The following is a 17618-nucleotide window of genomic DNA, read 5'->3' on the forward strand; positions in this document are numbered from 1 at the left end:
CTGGCTGCGACTACTGGACATCATCAGCAAGCTTCGCCGGGCACAACCTGCCCACCGCGCGTTGCCGGCCCCGGCGCTCTTGGGAATGGTCCTGGCCGGCGCTTCTGTCAGGCGAGCTAGGCGGCGCGCCGCCCGCGCGACAGAGTTTCGGATGGAAGCTCACCGAACATGTCGCGATAGTCTCTTGCGAAGTGTCCGAGATTTCCGAAGCCGCAATTGAAGGCGACTGCAGAGACGGAGGTGCGCTGATCTGCCCCCGAGAGCATCTGCTTTGCCCGTCGCAATCGCACCGTTTTCGCAAACGCCATCGGCGAGTATCCGCGGCTCTTCTTGAAAGCAGTATAGAGCGCGCGGATGCTGACGCCTGTCTGTGATGCCAGCGCCTCGATCGTGATGGCGCGGTCCCAAGAGGCCTCGATATACTCTTCGGCCAGCCGGACGATCCGCGGCACGACGTCCTTTTCGGCTCTCTCCAACAGCTCGCTGAAATTGTGGCGGTGAGCCGACAGGAAGGAAACGATGAGAGCCTGCTCCAGTTCGACGAGCACCGTGCGTGGCAGCTCTGTCGCCGCCGCATCCAACTGATGAGCGAGGAACATCGCCAGATCGCGCAAGACCAGAGCGTTCGGCTGCACCGCAGCCGCTATGGGATCAAACTTGAGGACACCGGCTGGCTTTGCGCCGAGCAGCGTCGTCAATGTCTGCTCCAACGCCCTCGCGCTTATTCGAAGAATGAGCTGCTCATAACCTGGCTCGAACACAATCTTGTTGGGCTCGCCCGGCGCAACTATGCAGGACTGCCGCTCGGTTACCGCGATCGCCGTGCCATTCAGAATGGTCACAGCGCTGCCTTTGAGGCCAATTTGCAGGCGCGCGAAGTCGCTCTCCGGGAACTCGACGACTGACCTTGCGCCGCCATATGCACAAAAGCCGAGGCCGATGCTCGCAAGCTGAAGGTAGTTGCCCACCCCCTGGAAGCCATCTGCGTTGGAGACTGCGAATCCAGTTGCCCCGTAGACCGTACGCAACGCGTGCTCCATCGCCTCCGGATCGTCTGTACGAATGGCGGGAGCGCGGCTCAGCGGGCTCACGGATCGGTCGAGGTTCATCGGAGGATCGGTCCCCACTCTTATATGGCTTTTGCCAAAATATTGGAGCGTACGTCTTCCGGGCTGATCCAAGTCAACCTCCGAAACACTTTCGTCAGGCGGCAGGCGCCCCAGTTCCATCAGGTTCCCGTTTCTCACATGTTAATTCGAAAGGGTAATTGGCTAGTGATGCAGCTAATTCTGAGCAAAGTTTGCAGAGACTGGACTTGAGAATGACTTCAAAATCGCTGCGCGACGCGCTTCAATCTCGTTGAGATGAACAGGCCGCAGGTCTTCTCTGCGGCCGCAAGAGAGGAGACGAACGTGGCGGCACGGGACCAGTATTTCAGCCCGACGACGTGGAACTCATGAGGTCCGTGCTGGACGAGGCGGTGATCATCCTGCCCACTGACACACCGCCAGTGTCTCACGTTTCCTATGGGACACAGTCCTCATGATTGGCTCTCAAGCTTGAGCTGGCGTCGTTCGCGTGCTGCTCGACGGCTTTGAGGGAATGGGGATCAGGTGATCAAGACAAGCGCCCCCAACCGTCGACGCTGGGCGCTTGAGATACTCGATATTGCGAAGCAGGTCACCGAAGCGATGAACTTATGACCTTGTCACAACGCGAGCCTGGCAACGTCCACACGCCTGTCGATATGAGGCGATATGAAGTGAGTCCTTATCATGCTTATCAAGACGGTCACGTTGCATTCTATTACTTATCTTGTAGGGATTACCAGTTCAGTGGCAGTGCACCAGGTCATCCCCTCGCCGGGCACAGCGATCATCTTCCAGTCTGGCACGACTGCAATACGTTATCAGCAGGTCGCCAATCGCTCGACCAAAAGCGATAAGTTGCCAATCAGGCACGCAAATCGTCAACTCAACGTGCCAGGTTCTAAATTCGGAACCGACTGCAAACCGCCAATTGATGTCCCTGGGCGCTGCTTTGCAGACGCCGGAGGGATCCGCAAGGTCGCGTTGTCCGCTCCCGGCCCCCTTCGTGGCATACCGATTGCTTTGAACCAAATCGGTCCTGATGCGACGGGTCTGGTGTAGTCGTGGTGCAGAAAAAAATGACCGATATTCGAGGCGGCGACCTGTCCAATCAGGCTGTATTGAAATCGCTAAGTAGACTCCGCGCAGCAAAGCTGCGCCTCGATCGGCCGACGTCGCTCCAATCGACAGAGGCCACCCTGTTGTCGCAGATCGCGCTTTGCGACGTTCTATTGGACGAAATTCAGTCGATCGCTTGCAGCCTAAAGCGGCCGAGGCCGTACCCCGGTGAGCCGACGGCTGGTCGGAACCGGGCACGGCTGTGGTACCGTTCCTCAAACATGGGGTGCAGCGCCGGCACGCGGCGCAGCGATGCCGCCTTCCACCGCTGGAGACGGGGCCGCGTGCCGTCGATTGACGAGGCCGGTGCGGCCGATGGGTCCCAGGGTCCCCCACGCGCATCGCGGCCGCTCGCCGCAGAGTCTCGCAGCCTCCCAAAACTCCGCTGTCTTCCCGGCGTACGCAGGGACCCATAACCACGGGGGATTGGTGACACGAGATGGCCCGCCGTCCGCAGCCCAATGGCCTTTACGGAGTATAGGTCTCGGGTCGGCGCCCTGCCGCCGCTTCGCGCCGTCGTGGCTTGCTCGGGACGACAACGGAGGTTGGCGGGAGAGCGGAGACGCGGATCAGTCGCCACGTAGCCCGGATGAGCGCAGCGACATCCGGGTTCACCGACACGGCACGTGAGACCCCGCATGTCACTGGCGCCGACGCGCGTCCCGCGCGCCGGCTATCGCCCATGCGGGCTACGCGCCGCACCCAGACAGATCCGCGCGAGAAACGCACCATCTCTCCTCCGTCATGACGAGCGCAATGAAGCAATCCAGACTGCCGCCGCGGAACAATTCTGGATTGCTTCGCTGCGCTTGCAACGACGATTGGCGCGACGGTCTCGTGCGTCAAGCTGTCATTCGCACCGGGCGGTGGGCACGTCGCTGCGCGGCTTTCGCCGCGTAGCGCCTACACGACTACAACTACACATTCTCCAGATGGCACGCCACCCACTGGTCCTCGCCCTTCAGACGCAGCTCGGGCGCCTCCACTCGGCAGCGGTCGAATGCGAGCGGGCAGCGGGTGTTGAAGCGGCAGCCCTTGGGCGGGTTGACGGGGCTGGGAACATCGCCCTTGAGAATGATCGGGGTGCGCTCGGCGCCGGGCTCGGGAATTGGGACGGCTGAGAGAAGCGCCCTGGTGTAGGGATGGCCGGGGGACGCGAAGATCTGGCGGCGCGGGGCGAGCTCGACGATGCGGCCGAGATACATCACGGCGACGCGGTGCGTCATGTGCTCGACGATGGCGAGGTCGTGGCTGATGAAGAGGAGCGCGAGGCCGAACTCGCGCTGCAAATCCTGCAGCAGGTTGACGATCTGCGCCTTGACGGAGACGTCGAGCGCCGACACCGCCTCGTCACAAACGATCAGGTCGGGCTTGGCGGCGAGCGCGCGTGCAATGCCGATGCGCTGGCGCTGGCCGCCGGAGAATTCGTGCGGGCGGCGGTTCACGGCGTCGCGCGGCAGCCGGACGATCTCCATCAGCTCGGCAATGCGCGCATCGCGCTCGGCCGCAGTCTTGGCGAGGCCGAAATTGTTGATCGGCTCGGCGAGGATGTCGCGGATGCGCATCCGCGGATTGAGGCTGGAGAACGGATCCTGGAACACGACCTGCACGCGGCGGCGCATCTCGCGCAGGCGGTGCGGGCCGAGATCGTCGATGCGCAGGCCGTCGAGCACGATCTGTCCGGCCGTGATGTCGAACAGCCGCAGGATGGCGCGGCCGACGGTCGACTTGCCGCAGCCGGATTCGCCGACCAGCGACAGGGTCTCGCCGCGCGCGATCTCGAACGACACGCCGTCGACGGCGTGCACCCGGCTCTTGGCTCGGCCGAACAGGCCGCTGCGGATCGGAAAATGCTTCTTGAGGTCGTTGACCTGCAGCAAGGGAGCGCTCATGCGGCGGCCTGCTCCTTGGCGGCGAAGTGACAGGCAGCGATGTGGTGCGGCGCCTTCTGCTCCAGCCCCGGCGCATATTGCCGGCACACATCGGTGGCAAGCGCGCAGCGGCCGGCGAACACGCAGCCCTCGATGCGCTGCTTGAGGTCCGGCACCTGGCCGGGAATCTCCGCGAGCCGCTTGATCTCGCCCGACAGCGACGAGCCGAGCTTCGGCAGCGCGCCGAGCAGGCCCTGCGTGTAGGGATGGCGGGGGCTGCGGAACAGTTCCCTCACCGGCGCTTCTTCGACCTTGCGGCCCGCATACATCACCATCACCCGCTCGGCGACCTCGGCAACGACGCCGAGATCATGGGTGATCAGGATGATCGCCGCGCCGACGCGCTGCTTCAGTTCCAGCATCAGCTTGAGGATCTGCGCCTGGATGGTGACGTCGAGCGCGGTGGTCGGCTCGTCGGCGATCAGGAGCTTTGGATTGCAGGCGAGCGCCATCGCGATCATCACGCGCTGGCGCATGCCGCCGGAGAGCTGATGCGGATATTCGCGCACGCGCCGTGCCGGCTCGGGGATGCCGACCAGGGTCAGCATCTCCACCGCGCGCGCCTCCGCCTGCGCCTGGTCGAGCCCCTGATGCAGCCGCAAGGTCTCGCCGATCTGGCGGCCAACCGTCAGCACCGGGTTGAGGCTGGTCATCGGCTCCTGGAAGATCATCGAGATGTCGTTGCCGCGAAGCGCGCGCATCTCGCGGTCGGAGAGCGTCAGGATCTCCCTGCCCTCGAGGCGGATGGAGCCGGCGATCTTGCCGGGCGGCTCCGGGATCAGGCGCATCATCGACATCGACGTGACCGACTTGCCGCAGCCGGATTCACCGACGATGGCGAGCGTCTCGCCGGGATTGACGTGGAACGACACGCCGTCGACGGCGCGGTTGATGCCGGTGGGGGTGCGGAAATGAACCTGCAGATTCTCGACCTCGAGCAATGGCATCATTTGAGCTCCCGGCGGTCTCTGACTGCGCTGCTCATGGGTTCTTCGCCATGCGCGGGTCGAGCGCGTCGCGCAGGCCGTCGCCGACTAGGTTCACCGCGAGCACGGTGACCGACAGGAACGCCGCCGGGAAGAACACGATGTAGGGCTTGACCTGCCACAGCGCGCGGCCCTCGGCCATGATGTTGCCCCAGGACGGAATGGTCGGCGGCGTGCCGGCGCCGATGAAGGAGAGGATCGCCTCGGTGATCATGGCGCTGGCGCAGATGTAGGTCGCCTGCACCAGCATCGGCGCGGTCGTGTTCGGCAGGATGTGGCGCAGGATGACCATCGGCGTGCGCGTGCCCGAGGCGACGGCGCCATCGACATAGGGCTGCTCTCGCAACGACAGCACGACGCCGCGCACCAGCCGCGCGACGCGCGGGATCTCGGCGATGGTGATGGCGAGGATGACGTTGCCGACGCTGCCGCGCGTCAGCGCCATCAGCGCCACCGCCAGCAAAATCGGCGGGATCGACATCAGCCCGTCCATGCAGCGCATCAGCACGCCGTCGGCCCAGCGCACGAAGCCGGCGACGAGACCGATCGTGAGCCCGATCAAGGAGGCGCCAAGCGCCACCGCGAGGCCAACCGTGAGCGAGACACGGGTGCCATAGAGCACGCGGGAATAGATGTCGCGGCCGAGCGCATCGGTGCCGAACCAGAAATCCGGCGACGGCAGCCGCGTTCGCTTGGCCGGCGCGATCGCGGTGGGATCGACGGTGAAGAGGAATGGCGCGAACACGCCGATGATGACGAGCAGCAGCAGCAGCGCGCCGCCGATCGCCACCGTCGGATGGTTGCGCAGGAAGCCGACGGCGCCGCGCCGGATCTTCGGCGCAACCATCAGGTCGGGCAGAACAGGGGCGAGGACGAGGCCCGGCGGCGGCGATGTGGATGTCGTGGCGGTCAATAGCGGATCCTCGGGTCGACCAGGGTGTAGGTGATGTCGATCAGGAGATTGACGAGCACGTAGACGAAGCTGAACAGCAGCACGATGCCCTGGATCACCGGATAGTCACGGCGCAGGATCGCATCGATGGTGAGCCGGCCGAGACCAGGGATCGCGAACACGCTCTCGGTGACGACGGCGCCGCCGATCAGAAGCGCGATGCCGATGCCGACCACGGTGACAATCGGCACCGCGGCATTCTTCAGCGCATGAATGAACAGGATGCCACCCTGCCCCAACCCCTTGGCGCGCGCGGTGCGGATATAGTCCTGCTGCAGCACCTCGAGCATCGCGGCGCGGGTGATGCGCGCGATCAGCGCGATGTAGACGCAGCCGAGCGCGACCGCCGGCAGGATCAGGTTCTGCAGCCACGGCCAGACGCCTTGGGCCAGCGGCGTGTAGCCCTGCACCGGAAGCCAGTCGAACTTCAGCGCGAACACATAGGCCAGGATGTAGCCGACCACGAACACCGGCACCGAGAAGCCGAACACGGCAAAGGCCATGATGATGCGGTCGATCCAGGTCCCTGCCTTCCACGCCGCGATGACGCCGAGCGGCACCGCGACGATGATGGTGAGGACCAAAGTCACCATCATCAGCGACAAGGTCGGCTCGATCCGCTGGGCGATCAGGGCCGACACCGGCAGGTTGGTGAAGATCGAGGTGCCCAGATCGAAGTGCAGCAGACGCCACACCCAACTGCCGAACTGGACCAGGAATGGCTGGTCCAGTCCGAGATTGGCGCGGATGCGCTCGACGTCGGCCGGACTCGCCTGGTCGCCTGCGATGACAACGGCCGGATCGCCCGGCGCGATGTACAGCAGGCTGAAGACGAACAGCGCGACGATCGCCATCACCGGCAGCGTCGACAGGACTCGTCGGAGCGCATAAGCGAGCATGAGACGTCTTTCGCTTTACGCCGTCTTCGACACGCCCCAGAACAGCGGGATCGGCCCCTTGGTCACGCCGGAGACGTTCTTGCGCCACGCGGTGTAGCCGAGGAAGAAGCCGGTCGGCGCGAACACGACGTCGTCGAGCGCGGCCTTGTTGATGCGCGCGGCAACCGCCTTCTCCTCGTCGAGCGACTTGGCGGCGAACCAGTTGGTGATCTCCTTTTCCACGGGCTCGCTGGTCGGCCAGCCGAACCAGGCCTTGTCGCCATTGGCGCGCAGCGCGGTGTAGGCGGCCGGGTTGATGCAGTCGGCGCCTGCGTGCCAAGTGTGGAACATGTGCCAGCCGCCTTGCGAAGGCGGCGTCTTCTGCGCGCGGCGGGCGCCGACGGTGCCCCAATCGGTGGCGACGAAGTCGACGGTCATGCCGAGCTTCTTCAGGAGATCGGCGGTAACGTCGCCGAACGCCTTGGTGATCGGCTGGTCCTGCGCGACGACGCAGGTGATCGGCTCACCCTTATAGCCGGCCTCCTCGAGCAGCTTCTTGGCCGCCGCGAAATCGCGTTTGCCTTTGAGGATGTCGCCGCCCGCCTCGGTATAGAGCGGCGTGTCCGGCGTGAAGAAGCCGGGCAGCGGCTTCCACAGCGCGTTGTCGTCGCCGACCAGCGCGCGCATATAATCTTCCTGGCTCATCGCCATCAGGATCGCCTGGCGCGCCTTCACGTTGTTGAACGGCGCATGCAGGTGGTTCATGCGGAACGAGCCGACATTGCCCAGGGGATCGCCGATGTCGACGCCGATGTTCTTGTTGCCCTTCAGCACCGGCACGAGATCGGTGATCGGGTTCTCCCACCAGTCGACCTCGCCGTTCTGCAACGCGGCGGCCGCGGTCGCGGGATCCGGCATGATCACCCATTCGACGCGATCGACCAGCACCTGCTTGCCGCCGGCGAGCCACACCGGCTTCTCCTGGCGCGGCACGTAGTCGGTGAACTTCTCGAACACGGCCTTGGCGCCCGGCACCCACTCGCCCTTGACGAACTTGAACGGGCCAGAGCCGACATATTCCGACATCTGCTTGAACGGGTCGGTCTGCGCAATGCGCTCGGGCATGATGAAGGCGCAAGGCGCATTGCCCTTGCCGAGCGCGAACAGCATCTTCGGATAGGGCTGCTTCAACACCCATTTGAAGGTCTTGTCGTCGACGGCCGTGAGCTCGTTCTGCAGCGCCTTCAGCATCAGCCCCATCGGATCGCGCGCCGACCAGCGCGTGAGGCTGGCGACGACGTCCTTGGCGAGCACCGGCTCGCCGTCGTGGAATTTCAGGCCGGGACGCAGCTTGAAGGTCCAGGTCAGGCCGTCGTCGGACACCTGCTCGGATTCCACCATCTGGCGCTGCGGCACGAACTGGTCGTCGATGCCGTACAGCGTATCCCACACCATCGCGGCCGCGTTGCGCACGACATATTGCGTGCCCCAGATCGGATCGAAATTGGCGAGATTGGCCTGCGGCACGAAACGCAGCGTCCGTGCGGACGCGCCTTGCGCGATCGCCGGCGCCGCGAACCCCGTCAGCGCCAGGCCACTCGCGCCCGCCAATCCCTTCAATACCGTTCTGCGATCCATGTTCTCTCCTGATGCAACTTGCCTGAGTTCAATTGCCGAAATTGTAAGCAAGGCCCATGCCATGCGCGCGAAGGGGATTCATTTGAACGCAAATGAGGCATGAGGCGCAAGGGCGCAGGTGCCGTAGGGTGGGCAAAGGCGATGCGATAATCCCTCCACGTCCGAGGTCACCGTGGCGCCGTGCCCACCATCGCGCCGCACACTCCGCCGCAAGACGGTGCACACGGCGCCATTGCGGTCTCACATTTGGAAACAGCACGGCTGCGCCTTTGCCCACCCTACGCAGTGTGCCAGCTGGCCGCATCACGGCTTGCGCACCGGCGAGCCATCCGCCATCAGCCGCTCGCCCTTGCGTTCGACGATCATGCCATAGGCTTGCGGCTGGCGGTGGACGTCGAAATTGAAGATCGTCTGCTTATAGGATCTGCACAAATCGAGGTCACAGCGCGCCAGCGCGATCTCGTCGCCCTTGGTGGCGCAGGCCGCCACGATCTCGCCCGAGGGTGCGATGATGCAGCTGCCGGCGATGTGGTCGATGCCCTCCTCGATGCCGCCCTTGGCGACGCCGATCACCCAGGTGCCGTTCTGATAGGCACCGGACTGCATCACCAGGCGGTTGTGGAACAGCGAAAGGTCGTCATGCTCCGGTGCGGGCGGATTGTGCACCGGCGTGTTGTAGCCGATCAGCACCATCTCGACGCCCTGCAGGCCCATGACGCGATAAGTCTCGGGCCAGCGGCGGTCGTTGCAGATCGCCATGCCGATCACGCCGCCAAAGGCGCTGGCGACGCCGAAACTTTTGCCCGGCTCGAAATAGCGCTTTTCCAGATGTTGGAACTTGCGCCACGGCTCGTGCTCGGCATGGCCCGGCAGATGCACCTTGCGGTATTTCGAGACGATCGCGCCGGCCTTGTCGACGAGAATGGCCGTGTTGTAGCGGTGTACGATGCCGTCCTCGAGCGCCAGCTCGGCATAGCCCAGGCAGAAGCCGATGCGCAGCTCCTTCGCGAGCGCGAACAAGGCCTGCGTCTCCGGCCCCGGCATCTCGCGCTCGAAATAGAGGTCGATCTCGGCCTGATCGGCCATGTACCAGCGCGGGAAGAACGTCGTCAGCGCCAGCTCGGGATAGACGATCAGGTCGCAGCCATTGGCGTGCGCCTGCCGCATCAACGCCATCAGTCGCGCAACCACCGCGGTGCGTGTTTCGTTCTTGGCAATCGGGCCGAGCTGACCAATGGCAACGTTGACGAAGCGCGGCATGTTTCCGTTCCTTATTTCGGAACTAAGTGATCGTTCCGTGGCGCGCAGCTCTTGCACCGATCATGCCATGCCGGCTCAATCGCGCAAGCCCGGCGCGTAGCCGAACGCCACGGCCGGCTCGGCCGCGGTCTCGACCCACACGCTCTTCACCTGCGTGTATTCGTAGAGCGCCTCGATGCCGGAGGAGCGGCCATGGCCGCTGTTGTTGTAGCCGCCGAACGGCGAGGCGACGTTGATGGTCTTGTAGGCGTTGATCCAGAACGTCCCGGCCTTGACCTGTGCTGCGACGCGATGCGCGCGCGCGACATCCCTGGTCCACACCGCGCCCGCGAGGCCGAACTCGCTATCATTGGCGATCGCGATCGCCTCCGCCTCGGTGTCGAAGCGGATCGCGGCGACGACCGGACCGAACACCTCCTTGCGCGCGATGCCCATGGCGTTGGTGACGTTCTTGAGCACGGTCGGCTTGACGAAATATCCGCCGTCCTGCGCCACGCCAGTTGCGCCAGCGACGACCTCGGCCCCCTCGGCCGCGCCTTCACGGATCATCGACAGCACGTGATCATATTGCTTGGCGTTGTTGATCGGACCGATCTCGGTGTCCGCCGACAGCGGATCGCCGCATCTGATCTTCGCCGCGCCTTTCGCGACCAGATCGACGAAGCGGTCATAGACCGCGCCCTGCACCAGCAGCCTGGAGCCGGCGACGCAGCTCTGTCCGGCGCCGCCGAAGATCGCGGCCTGCGCGCCGACGGCGGCGCGTTCGAGATCGGCATCGGCGAACACGATGTTGGCGGACTTGCCGCCGAGCTCGAGCACCGACGGCAACAGCCTGCGCGCCGCAGCCTCGCCGATCAGCCGCCCGGTCGGCACCGAACCGACAAACACGACCTTTTTGACCGCAGGCTGCGCCAGCGCCGCCTGCCCCGTGGTGTGGCCGAAACCCGCGAGCACGTTGACGACGCCCTTCGGCAGGCCCGCGCGTTCGGCGATGCCTGCCAGCGCCAGCGAGGTCAGCGGCGTCAGCTCCGAGGGCTTGAGCAGCACGGCGTTGCCCATGCTGATCGCTGGCGCGATCTGCCAGCCCGCGGTGAAGATCGGCGCATTCCACGGCGTGATCTGCAGCACCACGCCCATCGGCTCGCGACGCGTGTAGTTGAGATGGCTTGAGGGCACCGGGATGACGTCGCCGTGGAATTTGTCGGCCCAGCCGGCATAGTACTCGAACATCTCCGCGACCTTGGCGACCTCGCCCCTGGTGTCGCGGATCGGCTTGCCGGCGGACAGCGCTTCCAAATGCGCCAGCGGCTCGGCCGCGGCGAGGATCGCCCGCGCCACCGCCTGCATCACGCGGCCGCGGCCCGCGGCGGTCAGCTTCACCCATTCCGCCTGCCCCGCCCCCGCAGCAGCAGCCGCCTTGGCCGCCACGTCGGCACCGGCATCGGCATAGGTGAACAGCAATCTGCCGGTGGCGGGATCATTCACCGAGACCGTCGCGCCATCGCCGACGATCAGGTCACCGCCGACATGGGAACCAACGGCCTCCAAGTCAGGCCAGAACGGCAGCGTGGCGGCGCGCAGGCGGGGATCGATGAAATGGGTCATGGCGGCACGCTCACGGCTTCGGCATCGGACCGAGCTGCAGCTCGACGATGCGGTTGAAATCATCGGTGTCGGCGATGCTGGCGGCGCTGTCCGCCCAGATGCGCGCGGTGTCGGCGGCCATCGGCAGCGACAGTCCGAGCTCGCCGATGAACTGCGCCGCGAGCCTGACGTCCTTGCGCATCAGCTGCATGGTGAAGCCGGAGTCGAAGGCGCCGTTGAGAATCCAGTTGGGCACGTTGACGAGCGTGACGCCGGAGCGGCCGGAGCCGGCATTCAGACCTTCCAGCAGCCGCTCGGCATCGACGCCCGCCGCATCGGCGATGCGCAGCGCCTCCGCGGCGGTGAGCAGGTGCGCGGCGCAGAGGAGATTGTTGACGATCTTGGCGACGTTGCCGGCGCCGACGCCGCCGACATGGACGCGCTTGGCGCTCATCCGCTCCAGCACCGGCAGCACGCGCGCAAGATCATCGCCGTCGGCACCGATCACCATCGTCATGGTGCCCGCCGCCGCGCCCTTCGGCCCGCCGCTGACGGGCGCATCGACGAAGCCCATGCCGCGCGCCTTGAGAAGGGCTGCGAGCCGGCGCGAGGTCTCGGGATGCGAGGTCGAGGTGTCGACGATGATGACACCGGCCCTGGCCTGCGCGAGGATGCCGCCGGCGCCCTCCACGACATCGGCGACGATGCCGGCGGTCGGCAGCGACAGGATGACGATGTCGGCGGCGGCGATCACGCCGCCAATGCCGTCGGCAATCGCGATGCCCTCGGCCGCCAGCGCCGCGCGCGTCGCGGCGAGCGCGTCATAGCCGGTGACGGCAAAGCCGGCACCCTTCAGCGTCAGCGCCATGCCGCGCCCCATCTTGCCAAGTCCGATGATGCCGATCGGGGTCACGAGGCCTCCTGCCAGGATTTGCCTCGGCAGCGTAGCCGCACGATTCCGGGGCAGACATCAGCGCCCTCCGCCGCTAGTGTTGCCCTGAGGTCAACAGTTTCCGAAGCCATGTCCGCCCTGCTCGATCACCACCGCCTGCACTATCTGCACGAGGCGATCCGCCTCGGCTCGGTGCGCGCCGCCGCGGAAGCGCTCGACGTCAACGCGTCGGTGATCAGCCGGCAGATCGCACTGCTGGAGAAGGAGCTCGGCCTGACCCTGCTCGAGCGGCTCAGCCGCGGCATCCGCGCCACCGAGGCCGGCGCGCTGCTGGTCGAGCGCTTCCGACAATGGCAGGCCGACCAGACCGACACCGTCGCCAAGCTTCGCGAATTGCAGGGCCTCAAGCGCGGCCATGTCGACATCGTGCTCGGCGAGGGTTTCGTTAGCGACCTGATGTCCGGCCCGCTCGGCCGGTTCTGGCAGCGCCATCCCGACCTCACCATGGCGTTCGATCTCGCCGGCACCAACGAGGTCGTCAATGCCGTTGCCGAGGATCGCCATCACATCGGGCTGGTGTTCAATCCGGGCGCCGATCCCCGCATCCGGATCGCCACCGCGAGCCGGCAGCCGCTGTGCGCGATCATGCCGCCGGATCACGCGCTGGCGCGGCTCGGCCGTCCCTTGCGCCTGCGCGAGCTCGCCGACCACCCGCTCGGACTGATGCATCCGAGCTACGGCACCCGCCAGATCGTGGCGATGGCGGAGGCCGCCGAACGTATCGCTCTGTCGCCGAAGCTGACCACCAGCTCGATCAACGTGCTCCGCCACTTCGTCAAGAGCGGCCTCGGCCTGACGCTCTTGCCCGCCTTCTCGATCGCCGCCGATCTTGCCGACGGCTCACTCGCTGCCGTGCCGGTCGACAACCGCCTGCTGGCCTCGAGCGAAGCCTGCGTCATCACCCGGCGCGGCCGCGAGCTGCCGCATGCCGCCGGTCACCTGCTGCGCTTCCTGAGTGGCCAGATGCGGGCGTTCCGGGTCGGCGGAGCCGCCGGCAAGACCAGGACGCGCGGCGCCGGACGTTGATCCGCGCAGATCACCGCGGATCGTTTTCCGTTGCGCTCGCACGTGGGTTGCGATTGGATGTTGCAACTTCGGGAATCGACCTCATGCGCAACGTTCTCGCGATCGCGTTCGGCCTGTGGGCGGCGACAGCGGCCCAGGCCGAGACCTGCCAGTTCATCGGCAACCAGATCCTGTGCGACGACGGGACCTCGGGGCAGCGGATCGGCAACAACACCTATTGGAACGACGGCTCCTCGTCACAGCAGATCGGGCGCTTCACCTACAACAACGACGGCAGCAGCTCGCAGCAGATCGACAATCACACCTACTACAGCGACGGCACGTCGGCGCATACGATCGGAAACACGACCTACTTCAGCGACGGCAGGACGTGCCGACGGATGGGCAACCGCGTCTCTTGCGACTAGGCGATTCGGCCAATGTGACCGACGCTGCAACGGCTTCTCGGAGCTGGAAATATTTGAAATAAAGGGAATTGAACCCTTGCATCGGGGCACGTCGGCTCCGGTCGACGGTCGTTCAACTGGCGTTTCACGAAGGTAGCCATCATGGAGTTCCGCTTTTCTTCAACGATCGAAGACGAGGCCTCACACGTCCGCTTCCAACTTGGAAATCTCGAATTCTTTCGAACCGAGAAATATGATGTGACCTGGCCAGATGCACTCAAAGCGGAGATCGAGCAAGGTATAGCTCAGTTTTCAGATGAGAGACTGCGCGACGCGATCGTGCGTCACGACTTGCCGGGCGCCAGTTTGGAGCGCGTCGTGCAGTCATGGCGGCGGGTGGAGGATCGATTTGCTTCCGATTTCGTTGCGCAGCTTACGCGACAGTTGCCAAAGGTCGTGCGCGTCCATGTCACCAAGTTTGGTCCGGGCGGGTCGCACAATGGCGCATCGATGGCGCCGCGGTTGGTCGTAAGCTATCCGGAAATGAAGGGATTGGATTTCAACAGCGTTCTCGTCCATGAGTTCATCGAAGTCTTGCTTTGGACAAGGTTCCGCAGCGAAGAAGCCAGACTGGGAAAGAGAGCCGCTCATGCCATCAAGGAAGCTGTCGTCGACAAGTTCTGCTCCTGCGACAACCTGATACCCGTCGTTGGGAGCTACAGAAAACAAGCGAGCTATTCCCAACTGCCTCCGGATTGGGAAGGTTGGCTACCAGCTAAAGGGCTGACGTGGAGTTCGTAGCGACCAGGCCAAATCTAGTGCGGCGTCATGCTGGCTGGCGTTGACGCAGCGGTGGTGACGGCTAACAAGTAAGAGGTCACAGTTCGGGCCGGCAAACAGTCAACCACCCGACGAATTCACTCCACGACCAAACCTTGACCGAAAACCCGGCGCGATGAATTCTTGCGGCGAGCCGGGTTTCGTTTGTTACCAAAACATCAGACTCGTCCGCAGCCGTTGCAGCTATCAGCGCGTCTTCCGCGTGCTTCGTATTTCCTGCCATGTGCGCGACGATTGAGGCGTTGACTGCATTGCGGCCCCAACTGCATTCATCCCACTCTGAAACGTCCCAAATTGCGCCGGTTGTCGATACCTTCCCAGCCAGTCCGTATATCTCCAACAAAGCAGCGCGCTTCGGCTCTGGAGCCAGCGACAGCTCATCGCGCTGAACGTGGGTGCTAACGAGCGTCAATTGACCGTCCGCGATGCGCTCCTGAATCGCTCCGATCACAACCTGATCGGCCGCAACCAGATCATGCACATTACTGTCCAGCATGATTCTCATGGGTCAGTGTTCTATTTGAAAATGAATCGTCAGGTAAAATGGTTGCCACCATACTTGCCACCAAAGAGAACCTACCTTTGGCTAAGTGGCTGAAAATACTGGAGCGGGTGAAGGGAATCGAACCCTCGTATTCAGCTTGGAAGGCTGCTGCTCTACCATTGAGCTACACCCGCATCAGGGCGTTCCCTAACATGGTCCGCGGCGGGTCTCAACCTCTTCGGGGCGGGGTTTCGAAGCGGATGGGTCCCGGATCGGGCCTGATGGAACGGCCCGAAGCGATGGCAGCGCACGACACCGAGACCGCGGCGCGGCACGCCGGCGGCGGCCCGGTTCCGTAATCTGCCCCTACCCTCGCCGGCCGGACCGTCCTATATTGGCGTGACCATCAACAACGAAAGGAGGTGATCCAGTGTCTTTCACCAAGCGCTGTCACCTCGCTGGGATCGCCCGCTGAGCGGCTCTTCATGAGCGACGTTTGAGGGCGTGATTCGTCAGCGGATTGCGCCATCGCGGCTTGGCAACGGGGCGGTCTCGGCCCTGGACCAGCGAGTTCAAGAACGGAAGCGCGGCGGGTCTCACGGCTCGCCGCGTTTTTTATGGCACCTCCGCCCGTTCCCCGGCGGACGGTGCCGGGGGCTCCGGCTCACTGCGGACGAACCGCCGCGCCAGGAAGCCGCCGAAGCCGAGCATCCAGAAATACTGCACGTACTCCGGTGCAAGCGCTGCGATCACGATGCCCGGCACGAACACGATGACGGGAAAGATCGCGCCGGCGATCTCGGCATGGCGGCCGCTTGGAAGCGCGAGCCACCACAGCGCGGCGTTCAGCGACGCAATGATCGTCAGATGCAGGCCATAGAGGACGGCGACCGCGCTGCTCAGCCTGTAGCCGCCGTAGAGCCCGTTGGTCACCGGCAGCAGCACGATCGACAACAGGAAGAACAGATTCAGGATGACCACGGGCCGGCCCGCGAACGGCTGCCGGGCCAGCCGCCGGTGGTGGCTGATCCAGAACACGCCGGCGATGATGAAGCTGAGGACCAGCCCGGCGAGACGGCCGGAATAGGTATGCGCCAGGTCGATCCAGCCGGGCATATGCGCGAAATTGGGCTTCGGCAGGTCGTAGGCGAGAAGCGTCATCGCCACACCGAAGATGGTGTTGGACAGCGATTCCAGCCGGCGCATCTCGAACAGGTGGGACTGAGGCTCTGTCATGTCGAATCGGAAGCGACCGCGGCGGGGAACGGAGATGAAGACTCACGTTCTATAGCAGCTCCGGCGCCGCACCGCCCGACCTCGCTGCCGCCCTTGGGCGGCAGGCTGTCACGTCACTCGCCGCCCTCCAGACCAAACCGGCGATCGAGCGGCAGCCCTCACCGGCACGCATAGATATGGCCATCGAAGCCGCGATAGCTGCGCGTCGCCGGGTTGTAGCTGCGGAACTGGACGCAGGCCGGCACACCCGCTGTGCGCAGCCGGGGCTTGTCCTCCGGATGCAGCCGGGCCGCGGTCGGGGTTGCGGCCGCAGGCCTCGCCATCACGATCATCGGCCGGCTGGCGACCATGCGCGATGTCCTGCCGCCATCCTTGACCGCTGCATCCCTGACGGCGACCACAACGGCCTGCGCCTGGGCCGCCTTGCCGGAGGACGGCTTGCCCGATGAGGCCCTGGCTGGGGATGGCGTCGTCGCGGGCGGATTGGCCGCGACCGTCTTGGCGGAGGACGGCTTGGCAGAGGACGGCTTGGTCGCTGCTGCCGCCGCCGTCGACGGCGATTTCACGGACGGCTTGGTCAGGGACGGCTTGCCGGCGACTGGCTCTGCTGCGGCGGCCTTCGGAGCCGCATCCTGCTTGTCCGTAACTGCGGCCTGCTTCGGCTCAGCCGAGGCGGCGGATGTCGTCGCAGCCGCCTCCGCAGCCGCGGCAGGCTTGACCTCGGGACCGGCCGAAATGTCGGCGCTGGCAGCTTGGCTCGGAACGGACGGTCCGGGATTGACCGACGCGGTCTTGTCGTCTGCAGGGATCTTGTCCTCGGCAACGGGCGCCTCGGCCGGCTTCTTGATCAGTTTCTTGCATTCCAGCGGGAACACCAGCTCGCCCGATGCCGTCAACCCGATCGGCTCGCATCCGCCGAACGGCCCGCTGTCCTTGCCCTGATCCTTGGCCACCTCGCCTGCGGATGGTGAGGAGCCGCCCGGCTCGGCGCTTCGCGCAAGCGAACCGCCAACTACAATCTGAAATAGAACAACGCCGCACAACAATCCGGCCCAGCCGGCCTTCCGCCCCAATGTACGCATGACACGCTCGCTCGACGCATGAACTCCGACAAGGCCATCACGCCATTGAGGCAAGTCTGTGAAGGCACGCCGCGGATTCCCGCTGCGATGTCAATTCGATGGCATTGTGTCCTGTTTGCACGATCAACCGTGCCGCAGGAATCCCTCAATGCGGTTGCAATCGGAGCCTAACAGGG

Annotated in this window: 16 protein-coding genes and 1 tRNA gene; 4 read left to right on the forward strand and 13 right to left on the reverse strand. The window is 64.8% G+C overall.

Translation table 11 applies throughout. The annotated features are described in order from the left end of the window. Positions 1–116: 116 nt before the first annotated feature. Positions 117–1109 carry an AraC family transcriptional regulator gene (locus QX121_RS06870; protein WP_315811501.1) on the reverse strand — a complete coding sequence of 331 codons (993 nt, stop codon included), beginning with the start codon at positions 1107–1109 and terminating at the stop codon, positions 117–119. 666 nt (positions 1110–1775) lie between these two features. On the opposite strand from QX121_RS06870, the gene QX121_RS06875 reads away from it, so the two are divergent. Then, a complete protein-coding gene (locus tag QX121_RS06875; protein WP_315811502.1) occupies positions 1776–2150 on the forward strand; it encodes a hypothetical protein in 375 nt (124 codons plus the stop codon). Positions 2151–3124: 974 nt separating this feature from the next. On the opposite strand, the gene QX121_RS06880 is transcribed toward QX121_RS06875, so the two are convergent. From QX121_RS06880 to QX121_RS06915, 8 genes are all read right to left on the reverse strand, one after another. Next, on the reverse strand, positions 3125–4099 hold the full coding sequence (locus QX121_RS06880; protein ID WP_315737560.1) for an oligopeptide/dipeptide ABC transporter ATP-binding protein: 975 nt from the start codon (positions 4097–4099) through the stop codon (positions 3125–3127). Beyond that, on the reverse strand, positions 4096–5085 hold the full coding sequence (locus QX121_RS06885; RefSeq protein WP_315737732.1) for an ABC transporter ATP-binding protein: 990 nt from the start codon (positions 5083–5085) through the stop codon (positions 4096–4098). The genes QX121_RS06880 and QX121_RS06885 overlap by 4 nt, the downstream gene beginning before the upstream one ends. A gap of 34 nt (positions 5086–5119) precedes the next feature. Then, positions 5120–6037: an ABC transporter permease gene (locus QX121_RS06890; RefSeq protein WP_315811503.1), complete on the reverse strand. Its 918-nt coding sequence runs from the start codon at positions 6035–6037 to the stop codon at positions 5120–5122. Then, a complete protein-coding gene (locus QX121_RS06895) occupies positions 6034–6975 on the reverse strand; it encodes an ABC transporter permease (RefSeq protein ID WP_315754136.1) in 942 nt (313 codons plus the stop codon). The genes QX121_RS06890 and QX121_RS06895 overlap by 4 nt, the downstream gene beginning before the upstream one ends. A 15-nt stretch (positions 6976–6990) precedes the next feature. Continuing rightward, complete coding sequence (locus QX121_RS06900) at positions 6991–8592, reverse strand: ABC transporter substrate-binding protein (protein WP_315811504.1); 1602 nt, start codon at positions 8590–8592, stop codon at positions 6991–6993. A gap of 303 nt (positions 8593–8895) precedes the next feature. Continuing rightward, a complete protein-coding gene (locus QX121_RS06905; RefSeq protein ID WP_315811505.1) occupies positions 8896–9852 on the reverse strand; it encodes an N-carbamoyl-D-amino-acid hydrolase in 957 nt (318 codons plus the stop codon). Between the two features lie 75 nt (positions 9853–9927). Further along, positions 9928–11457, reverse strand: coding sequence for an aldehyde dehydrogenase family protein (locus tag QX121_RS06910; protein WP_315811506.1), 1530 nt, complete (start codon positions 11455–11457; stop codon positions 9928–9930). 10 nt (positions 11458–11467) lie between these two features. Beyond that, positions 11468–12349 carry an NAD(P)-dependent oxidoreductase gene (locus QX121_RS06915; RefSeq protein ID WP_315811507.1) on the reverse strand — a complete coding sequence of 294 codons (882 nt, stop codon included), beginning with the start codon at positions 12347–12349 and terminating at the stop codon, positions 11468–11470. 108 nt (positions 12350–12457) lie between these two features. Between QX121_RS06915 and QX121_RS06920 the strand changes: the two genes are divergently transcribed. From QX121_RS06920 to QX121_RS06930, 3 genes are all read left to right on the forward strand, one after another. Further along, complete coding sequence (locus tag QX121_RS06920) at positions 12458–13414, forward strand: LysR family transcriptional regulator (protein ID WP_315776656.1); 957 nt, start codon at positions 12458–12460, stop codon at positions 13412–13414. 83 nt (positions 13415–13497) lie between these two features. Next, on the forward strand, positions 13498–13821 hold the full coding sequence (locus QX121_RS06925) for a hypothetical protein (protein WP_315811508.1): 324 nt from the start codon (positions 13498–13500) through the stop codon (positions 13819–13821). 141 nt (positions 13822–13962) lie between these two features. After that, entirely contained in the window at positions 13963–14601 is a 639-nt protein-coding gene (locus tag QX121_RS06930) for a hypothetical protein (protein WP_315754123.1), read from the forward strand. Positions 14602–14677: 76 nt separating this feature from the next. Here the strand turns inward: QX121_RS06930 and QX121_RS06935 are convergent, their stop codons facing one another. From QX121_RS06935 to QX121_RS06950, 4 genes are all read right to left on the reverse strand, one after another. Beyond that, positions 14678–15145, reverse strand: coding sequence for a hypothetical protein (locus tag QX121_RS06935; protein ID WP_315737550.1), 468 nt, complete (start codon positions 15143–15145; stop codon positions 14678–14680). A 99-nt stretch (positions 15146–15244) separates the two neighbouring features. Beyond that, positions 15245–15318: transfer RNA gene (locus QX121_RS06940), tRNA-Gly, on the reverse strand. Positions 15319–15739: 421 nt separating this feature from the next. Then, positions 15740–16360, reverse strand: coding sequence for a TMEM175 family protein (locus QX121_RS06945; protein ID WP_315811509.1), 621 nt, complete (start codon positions 16358–16360; stop codon positions 15740–15742). A gap of 158 nt (positions 16361–16518) precedes the next feature. Next, positions 16519–17313, reverse strand: a complete 795-nt coding sequence (locus tag QX121_RS06950) for a hypothetical protein (protein WP_315811510.1) — start codon at positions 17311–17313, stop codon at positions 16519–16521. Positions 17314–17618 lie beyond the last annotated feature (305 nt).

It is taken from the genome of Bradyrhizobium sp. SZCCHNR2028, from assembly GCF_032380995.1.
GTDB lineage: Bacteria > Pseudomonadota > Alphaproteobacteria > Rhizobiales > Xanthobacteraceae > Bradyrhizobium.

Bases quoted from the DNA above. Each gene is read 5' to 3' on its own strand.
- QX121_RS06870 (WP_315811501.1), bottom strand. From the start codon at position 1,109: ATGAACCTCGACCGATCCGTGAGCCCGCTGAGCCGCGCTCCCGCCATT.
- QX121_RS06875 (WP_315811502.1), top strand. From the start codon at position 1,776: ATGCTTATCAAGACGGTCACGTTGCATTCTATTACTTATCTTGTAGGG.
- QX121_RS06880 (WP_315737560.1), bottom strand. From the start codon at position 4,099: ATGAGCGCTCCCTTGCTGCAGGTCAACGACCTCAAGAAGCATTTTCCG.
- QX121_RS06885 (WP_315737732.1), bottom strand. From the start codon at position 5,085: ATGCCATTGCTCGAGGTCGAGAATCTGCAGGTTCATTTCCGCACCCCC.
- QX121_RS06895 (WP_315754136.1), bottom strand. From the start codon at position 6,975: ATGCTCGCTTATGCGCTCCGACGAGTCCTGTCGACGCTGCCGGTGATG.
- QX121_RS06900 (WP_315811504.1), bottom strand. From the start codon at position 8,592: ATGGATCGCAGAACGGTATTGAAGGGATTGGCGGGCGCGAGTGGCCTG.
- QX121_RS06905 (WP_315811505.1), bottom strand. From the start codon at position 9,852: ATGCCGCGCTTCGTCAACGTTGCCATTGGTCAGCTCGGCCCGATTGCC.
- QX121_RS06910 (WP_315811506.1), bottom strand. From the start codon at position 11,457: ATGACCCATTTCATCGATCCCCGCCTGCGCGCCGCCACGCTGCCGTTC.
- QX121_RS06920 (WP_315776656.1), top strand. From the start codon at position 12,458: ATGTCCGCCCTGCTCGATCACCACCGCCTGCACTATCTGCACGAGGCG.
- QX121_RS06925 (WP_315811508.1), top strand. From the start codon at position 13,498: ATGCGCAACGTTCTCGCGATCGCGTTCGGCCTGTGGGCGGCGACAGCG.
- QX121_RS06930 (WP_315754123.1), top strand. From the start codon at position 13,963: ATGGAGTTCCGCTTTTCTTCAACGATCGAAGACGAGGCCTCACACGTC.
- QX121_RS06935 (WP_315737550.1), bottom strand. From the start codon at position 15,145: ATGAGAATCATGCTGGACAGTAATGTGCATGATCTGGTTGCGGCCGAT.
- QX121_RS06945 (WP_315811509.1), bottom strand. From the start codon at position 16,360: ATGACAGAGCCTCAGTCCCACCTGTTCGAGATGCGCCGGCTGGAATCG.